Origin of the sequence: Pseudomonas sp. K5002, assembly GCF_013386655.1 — a bacterium.
Taxonomy (GTDB): Bacteria; Pseudomonadota; Gammaproteobacteria; order Pseudomonadales; family Pseudomonadaceae; genus Aquipseudomonas.
The window spans coordinates 1-7,898 of sequence record NZ_JACARK010000042.1 but is presented as its reverse complement, the minus strand read 5'-3'; the positions used below and the strand labels follow the sequence as shown (position 1 = coordinate 7,898).

The 7,898-nt window shown below is 62.6% G+C and carries 5 protein-coding genes and 3 pseudogenes; 4 read left to right on the top strand and 4 right to left on the bottom strand.

Annotated features, from left to right (window positions below):
* From HX846_RS02475 to HX846_RS02460, 4 genes and pseudogenes are all read left to right on the top strand, one after another.
* Nucleotides 1-582: pseudogene (locus HX846_RS02475) on the top strand (sugar ABC transporter ATP-binding protein); the annotation flags it as partial.
* Entirely contained in the window at nt 579-1,556 is a 978-nt protein-coding gene (locus HX846_RS02470; protein ID WP_003219960.1) for an ABC transporter permease, read from the top strand. The pseudogene HX846_RS02475 and the gene HX846_RS02470, both read left to right, overlap by 4 nt.
* A gap of 3 nt (nt 1,557-1,559) precedes the next feature.
* Nucleotides 1,560-1,937 (top strand): annotated as a pseudogene (locus HX846_RS02465) (LacI family DNA-binding transcriptional regulator); the annotation flags it as partial.
* A pseudogene (locus HX846_RS02460) lies at nt 1,928-2,365 on the top strand (pyridoxal-phosphate dependent enzyme); the annotation flags it as partial. The pseudogenes HX846_RS02465 and HX846_RS02460, both read left to right, overlap by 10 nt.
* 114 nt (nt 2,366-2,479) lie before the next feature.
* Here HX846_RS02460 and HX846_RS02455 read toward each other — a convergent pair.
* From HX846_RS02455 to HX846_RS02440, 4 genes are all read right to left on the bottom strand, one after another.
* Nucleotides 2,480-4,090: a GMC family oxidoreductase gene (locus tag HX846_RS02455; RefSeq protein WP_178964919.1), complete on the bottom strand. Its 1,611-nt coding sequence runs from the start codon at nt 4,088-4,090 to the stop codon at nt 2,480-2,482.
* Nucleotides 4,091-4,117: 27 nt separating this feature from the next.
* Nucleotides 4,118-5,335 carry a mandelate racemase/muconate lactonizing enzyme family protein gene (locus HX846_RS02450; protein WP_178964918.1) on the bottom strand — a complete coding sequence of 406 codons (1,218 nt, stop codon included), beginning with the start codon at nt 5,333-5,335 and terminating at the stop codon, nt 4,118-4,120.
* 1 nt (nt 5,336) lies between these two features.
* The gene (locus tag HX846_RS02445; RefSeq protein WP_003212550.1) at nt 5,337-6,647 is read right to left on the bottom strand and encodes a nitrate/nitrite transporter; all 1,311 of its coding nucleotides are present in this window, start codon (nt 6,645-6,647) and stop codon (nt 5,337-5,339) included.
* A gap of 76 nt (nt 6,648-6,723) precedes the next feature.
* Nucleotides 6,724-7,898, bottom strand: a 1,175-nt coding sequence (locus tag HX846_RS02440; RefSeq protein ID WP_178964917.1) for an aldehyde dehydrogenase family protein, incomplete at its 5' end; no start/stop codon positions are given.

Here is a 7,898-nt window from a genome sequence, read left to right as displayed (position 1 = left end):
GCCCTGGGCACACCTGCGCAAGTCGTCAGCATTCGCTCGCCCGTCGACGCGGTTGGCCATGGCATCGCCCTGATCACCGAAGACCGCAAGGGCGAAGGCCTGCTGCTGACCCAATCTATCGGCGCCAACATTGCCTTGGGCAACATGCCGAAGGTGTCCAGCGGTGGCCTGGTGAACAGTCGTGACGAAACGGCCTTGGCCAAGCGCCAGGTCGACGCCATGCGTATCCGCAGTTCCAGTCCGGCGCAGCTGGTGTCCGAGCTGTCGGGTGGCAACCAGCAGAAGGTNNCGGTGATGCTGTTCGATGAACCGACCCGAGGCATCGACGTCGGCGCCAAATTCGATATCTATGCGTTGCTCGGCGACCTGACCCGCCAGGGCAAGGCGCTGGTGGTGGTGTCCAGCGACCTGCGTGAGTTGATGCTGATCTGCGACCGCATCGGGGTACTTTCCGCCGGGCGCCTGATCGAGACCTTCGAGCGCGACAGCTGGACCCAGGACGAATTGCTTGCCGCTGCTTTTGCCGGCTATCAGAAACGTGATGCGCTGCTCAACGACGCAGCGCCTAGGAATACCCCATGAAAACCACTTCCTCCCCCGCAAAACGTGGCGGCAACTTCTATGGCCTGGGCACCTACCTGGGCCTGGCCGGCGCCTTGCTGGCGATGATTGCGCTGTTCTCGTTCCTGAGCGACCACTTCCTCTCGTACGACACCTTCAGCACCCTGGCCAACCAGATTCCCGACCTGATGGTGTTGGCAGTCGGCATGACCTTCGTGCTGATCATCGGCGGCATCGACCTGTCGGTAGGCTCCGTGCTGGCCCTGGCCGCATCGGCCGTCAGCGTGGCGATTCTCGGCTGGGGCTGGAGTGTGTTGCCGGCAGCCGTGCTGGGCATGGGCTGCGCCGCGTTGGCCGGGACCATTACCGGTTCGATCACAGTGGCCTGGCGGATCCCGTCATTCATCGTGTCCCTCGGCGTGCTGGAAATGGCGCGCGGCGTGGCGTACCAGATGACCGGCTCGCGTACCGCATACATCGGTGATTCGTTTGCCTGGCTGTCCAACCCGGTGGCCTTCGGCATTTCACCTTCGTTCATCATCGCGTTGCTGGTGATCATCGCCGCGCAGCTGGTGCTGACCCGTACGGTGTTCGGTCGCTACCTGATCGGCATTGGCACCAACGAAGAGGCCGTGCGCCTGGCGGGTATCAATCCCAAGCCCTACAAGATCCTGGTGTTCAGCCTGATGGGCCTGCTGGCGGGGGTGGCGGCGCTGTTCCAGATTTCGCGCCTGGAAGCGGCCGATCCCAACGCCGGTTCCGGCCTGGAGCTGCAAGTGATCGCTGCGGTAGTGATCGGTGGCACCAGCCTGATGGGCGGGCGTGGCTCGGTCATCAGTACCTTCTTCGGCGTGCTGATCATCTCGGTACTGGCGGCAGGGCTGGCGCAGATTGGCGCCACCGAGCCGACCAAACGTATCATCACCGGTGCCGTGATCGTGATCGCGGTGGTGCTCGATACTTACCGCAGCCAGCGCGCCAGTCGGCGAGCCTGAGCCATGGCAACGATCAAGGATGTGGCCGCGCTGGCGGGGATTTCCTACACCACGGTGTCTCATGTGGTGAACAAGACGCGCCCGGTCAGCGAGCCGGTACGGATCAAGGTCGAGGCGGCCATCAAGCAGCTCGACTATGTACCCAGTGCGGTCGCGCGCTCGCTGAAGGCCAAGACCACAGCTACCATCGGCCTGTTGGTGCCCAACAGCCTCAATCCGTATTTTGCGGAACTGGCCCGGGGCATCGAGGATTACTGCGAGCGTAACGGCTATTGCGTGATCCTCTGCAACTCCGACGATAATGCCGAAAAGCAGCGCAGCTACCTGAGGGTGCTGCTGGAAAAACGCATCGACGGCTTGATCGTGACCTCGGTGGGCGGCGCGCGGGCGTTCTGACGGGACTGGAGCGTCATGGGCGGTTCGGCTGCAAGGTGATTGCGTGTGAAACGGCGGGCGCGGCTTCGTTTGCTGCTGCCGTAGAGGCTGGAAAGCCCGTGCGGCTGGCGAAGATCGATACCGTGGCCAAGTCGTTGGCCGCGACCCAGGTGGCGACGTGGCCGGTGCAGCATATCGGCAGGTTTGCCCATCAATGCGTGGTGTTGAGTGATGCCGACGCGATGATGGGCGTGGCGCGGTACGCCGATGATTTACGCCAGTTGGTGGAACCGGCATGTGGGGTTTCGTTGGCCGTGGCGTATCTGGAGCATGGGGCGATTGCCGGGATTGAGGATGTGGTGGTGATTGTGTGTGGTGGGGTAAGCATCAGTGCCGAAACGGTTGCCCAGTGGCAGAACACGGTCTCTCTATGATCGTTCCCACGCTCCGCGTGGGAACGCCGCCCTGGACGCTCCGCGTCTGCTCTTGAAGTCGTGACGCGGAGCGTCACAGGATGCATTCCCACGCAGAGCGTGGGAACGATCAATTCAGGCATCCTGCAGGATCAGATCCGCGCCCTTCTCCGCCACCATCAACACCGCCGCATGGGTATTGCCCGAGGTCACGTTGGGGAAAATCGACGCATCGACAATCCGCAGTCCTTGCATCCCGTGCACCTTCAGGCGCTTGTCCACCACCGACACCAGCGGGTCCGAGCCCATGGCGCAAGAGCCACACAGGTGATAGATCGAGCCGCTGTTCTCGCGGAAGTACTGCAGCATCTGCTCATCGGTTTGCACCGCCGGCCCCGGCAATACCTCGGCCACAGTAACGCCCTTGAGCGCCGGCGCCTGCATGATCTTGCGCATCAGCCGGCTGCCCTGGATCACCTCGTCGATGTCCTTTTGGGTGCTCAGGTAGTTGGGGTCGATCAAGGCCGCGTCCCGTGGGTTTTTCGAGGCGATGCGGATCGTCCCGCGGCTGGTAGGCCGGCACGGGTTGAAGCACAGCAGGAAGCCTGAATACGGCTCGGGCTTGAGGCTGGCCTTGTTGTTTTTCGGGATCTGGTACGACAGCGGGTTGAAGTACAGCTGCAGATTGGGGTGCGCCTGCCCATCGTTGCCGCGAAAGAACCCGCCGGCCTGGTTGACGCTCATGGCCAGCGCGCCCTTGCGGGTCAGCAGGTATTTGAGGCCGAGTTTGAACTGGCCAAACAGCGAACTGAGCTGGTCGTTCAGGGTCGGGATATTGGCCTTGTAGTAATAACTGGCGCAGAGGTGGTCCTGCAGGTTCTGCCCCACTGCAGGCAGGTCCTTGACCAGCGGGATGTTGTGTTCGGCGAGCAATTGCTTGTCCGCCACACCCGACAGTTGCAGGATCTTCGGCGTATCCACCGCCCCGGCGCACAGGATCACTTCCTTGCGCGCGCTGAAGGTGCGGACCACGCCGTGCTGGGTCACGCTGATGCCGGTGGCGCGCTGCTGATCGTCGAACAGCACGCGGTCTACCAGCGCATGCAACTCCACGGTCAGGTTCGGCCTACCCAACGCCGGGTGCAGGTGCGCAAAGCTGCTGGAGCAGCGCTCACCGTTGCGGGTGTTGACGTCGTAGAGGCCCGCACCTTCGAAGTTCGGCCCGTTGAAGTCATCGCTCAGGCCATAGCCCAATTGCTCGCAGCCCTTGAGAAATACATCGCAGATGGCATGGGTCTGGCCCTTCATCGGGGTGATGCTGATGGGGCCGCTGCTGCCGTGGTATTCGGTGTCGCCCAGGGGGTGATTTTCCAGCTTGCGGAAGTACGGCAGCACGTCCTTGAAGCCCCAGCCGTCGTTGCCATTGGCCGCCCAGTCATCGAAATCATGGGCCTGGCCGCGCACGTAGATCATGGCGTTGATCGAGCCGGAACCGCCCTGCACCTTGCCCCGCGGGGCATAGATGGCACGGTCGGCCAGCTGTTTTTGCGGCTGGCTGTAGTACATCCAGTTGAAGGTCGGGTTGTAGTACATCTTGGCGAAACCGACCGGGATCTTGAACCACCAGGAGCTGTCCTTGCCGCCGGCTTCCAGCAGCAATACCGAATGCTCGCCCGAGGCGGAGAGTCGGTTGGCCAGGACGCAACCTGCGGCGCCGGCGCCGGCGATGATGTAGTCGTATGTCATTCACGGTTACCGCATAAGTCGTTTTTTTTAGCCCTTGGCGGGCGAAGTGTCTTTCACGTCAGCAGGCGTGGGCGCCATTTGCAGGTGCAGCCGCTCGCCGGTGTACGGCGTGTGCTTGCGCACCACGTCCATGTTCAGCTCCACCCCAAGGCCCGGCTCGGTGGACGGGATGATGTAGCCGTCCTCCCATTGCAGCGGCTTGGTCAGCACTTCGGCATGGAAGCCGCCCCGGGTCATGATGCTTTCCTGGATCAGGAAGTTCGGCGTGCACGTGGCCAACTGGAAACTCGCCGCTGCGCCGATCGGTCCGTTGTACAGGTGCGGGGCGATCTGCGCGTAGTAGGCCTCGGCCATGCTCGCGATTTTCTTGGCTTCCAGCAGGCCACCGCAGCGGGCCACGTTCATTTGCAGGATCGATGCACCACCGGCCTGCAAGAGCTTGAAGAACTCGTACTTGGTGGTCAGGCGCTCGCCGGTGGCGATGGGAATGCTGGTCTTCGCCGCGACCTGGGCCATGGCCTCTTCCTGGCCTGGTGGCACCGGTTCTTCGAACCACAGCGGGTCGTATTTCTCCAGGCGCTTGGCCAGGCGAATCGCCGACGACGGCACCATCTGCCCGTGGGTGCCGAACAGCAGGTCGCACTTGTCGCCCACCGCCTCGCGAATCTTGCGGCAGAAGGTTTCGCAGCGTTCCAGCACTTCCAGGGAGATCTGGTGGCCGGAGTACGCGGTGTACGGGCCTGCCGGGTCGAACTTCACGGCGGTGAAGCCCTTGTTCATGTTCTCGATCGCGCATTCGGCGGCCAGGTCCGGGTCGTCGTAGTCGTACTCGCCCTTGCTGTTGACCGGGTACAGGTAGGTGTAGGAACGCAGGCGTTCGTTGACCTTGCCCCCCAGCAACTCATAGACCGGTTTGTTGGCGGCCTTGCCGATGATGTCCCAGCAGGCCATTTCCAGGCCGCTGACCACGCCCATCATGGTCAGGTCGGGACGCTGGGTGAAGCCGCTAGAGTACGCCTGGCGGAAGAAGCGCTCGATGTGGTGCGGGTCGTGGTTGAGCAGGTAGCGCTCGAACACGTCCTCGATGATCGGCAGCATGGCCTTGGGGCCGAAGGTGGCGGCGTAGATCTCGCCCACGCCTTCGATGCCGCAGTCGGTTTTCAGTTTGACGAACAGCCAATACATGCCGCCGATGTGCGGCGGCGGTACGGCGACAATATGGGTTTCAAGGGCGACGATTTTCATCTCAGGCACCTGTCTGGTTGAATTTTTTACGATTGATCCGGGCGCGCAAGGTCAGGGCCGCGAGGGTCCCGAGCACGCCGATGAAGGCGATGTAGCCGAAGTACAGGTTGTAGCCGACCTGCCCCGGGTATGTGTCGGTGAGGTAGCCATTGATCAGCGGGATAAAGGTGTCCGGCAGGTAACCCACCACCGAGACGATGCCGATGGCCAGGCCGGTGATGCGCAGCGGGATGTCGCAGCTGTCGAGGATCGCCCAGTACAGGCCGCGAATCGCGTAGGTCATCAGGCCGATAAAGATCACCGTGCCGATCAGCAAGCCGAGGCTGCCAATGGCCGGGAACACGATCAGGCCAACCATCGCCAGGGTTACCAGCAGCAGCGCGACGATCAGCACCGAGATGTTCGAAAACTTGTCCCCCAGCCAGCCGCCGCCGATCCCGCCGATGGGCCGCATCCACAACTTGATGGTGGTGATGGTGCCGGCCATCACGGCGGTCATGCCGCTGCCTTGCAGGTAATCGGAGAAGCTGTAGGTGGCCCAGAACATGTGGTAACCGCAGAACACGATGGCGGTCACCAGCCACAGCTCGGGGATTTTCACCAGGGTGGTGAGGTCGGCGATCAGGTTGAACTTGCCCTTCTCCACCGCCGCAGTTTCGGCCATGGACTTGGGGTCCTTGAGCAGCACCAGCACACAACCAATGGCGATACACACGAACGAATACAGGTACACCACGTGCTTGAAGCCTTCGGCCGCAGTTTGGCTGCGGGTCTCGGTGGCGTAGGCGAACAGCCCCAGGGCCACGGTCGCCAGCAAGGCTTCCACCAGGCCACGGCCGCCGTCGAGGATGCCGAAGAAGCGGCCCTGCTCACTGTGATGGGCGATCATCTTCACCCGCTTGAGCACCGAAGCCCAGAAGGTCAGGCCGGTGGTCAGGCCCCAGCAGCCGAAGATGATCATCAGGCCGGTCATCGACGGCACAGTGGAGTACCAGATACCCAGGGCCCCGGTGGCCACCAACGAAAAGAAGATCAGGAAGCGTGGCGGCAGGCGATCGGCCAACCAGCCGCTCGGCAGGTAGCTGAGCAGGAAGATCGTACCGAGCATCGAGTACAGATAACCCAGCTGGCTGTGGTTGATCTGGAACACCTCGAGCATGGTGGTCTGGTAGACCTGGCGCAGGTAGAGGATCGGGTAGATCGCCCCGGCAGCCAGTACCAGCAACATCAATTGGAAGTAGCGACTGGCCTTGTCGCTTTTAGCCGCGGACACGGCATCGAAACCCTGGGCAACGGGTGCAGGCTTGGACATCTTGTAGACCTCGGGCACCCACTGAGCAGGTGCCCCGATAATTGTTTTTATTAAGGTAAAGCCGGTGATCGGTGAATCAGTACTTCATGACCACCAAACGGGTCTGGGTGAATTCAAGCATCCCGTGCTTGCCGTCATCGCCGCCCAGCCCTGAGCGTTTCCAGCCGGCGTGGAAACCCTGGTAAGGGTCGGCCGGGGTCCGATTGACGTACAACTCGCCAGCCTCGATGGCGTTGGCGACTTTCATGGCCGTGCGGTAGTTCTCGGTATAGAGCACCGACGACAGGCCGAACTGGTGATCGTTGGCCATGGCCAGCGCTTCGTCGATATCGCGGTACTTGAGCACCGGCAGCACCGGGCCAAAGATTTCTTCCTGGCGGCAGGCGCTGAGCAGCGTCGGGGGGTAGAAATGGCCCGGACCTTCGGGGAGTACGCCGCCTGTTTCCAGTACAGCACCGTCGGCGATGGCGCGCTCGACCATGGCGTGAATATTCTGCCGGGAGCTGGCGTTGACCAGTGGGCCCATCAGGCCCGCATCCGTGGCACGGTCACCGAATTTGACGGCGCCGATCTTGGCCTTGAGCAGGGCCAGGAATCGGTCATAGACGCTTTCCTGCACATACACCCGCTCGACGGCCGTGCACAGTTGGCCGCAGTGGGTGGTCTTGGAAGCGATGATGTCGCTGGCGGCTTTTTCCAGGTCGGCGTCGGCCTCGATGATCGCCGGGGTCTTGCCGCCCAGCTCCAGGGACGGCTTGGCGATGTTGGCCTTGCAATAGTCGAGCACGATGCGCCCGGCGTTGACGCTGCCGGTCAGGGTGATCAGGCCCACGGCCTTGTGGGTGCACAGGGCGGCGGCGGTGGCGTGGTCCATGGTCAGGATGTTGATCACGCCGGCCGGCATGCCCGACTGCTCGACGGCACGGGCGATTTCAAAGGCGGACAACGGCGTGTTGTTGCTCGGGCGCACCACCACGGTGTTGCCGGCAATCAGCGCCGGGGCGATTTTGCGCAGCAGGGTATAGACCGGGTAGTTGAACGGAATCAGGCAAGCCACGACGCCAATCGGCTCGCGTTGCAGGAACAGGTTTTCGTCCGGGGTGTCGCTGGGGATGATTTCGCCTTCGATGCGGCGTGCCCATTCGGCGTGGTAGCGGGTGATCTGGGCGGCGTAGCGCGCCTCGTTGCTGGCGTCGTCGAGGCTTTTGCCGGATTCGCTGGCCAGCGCCCGGCCTATGCTTTCAGCGCAGG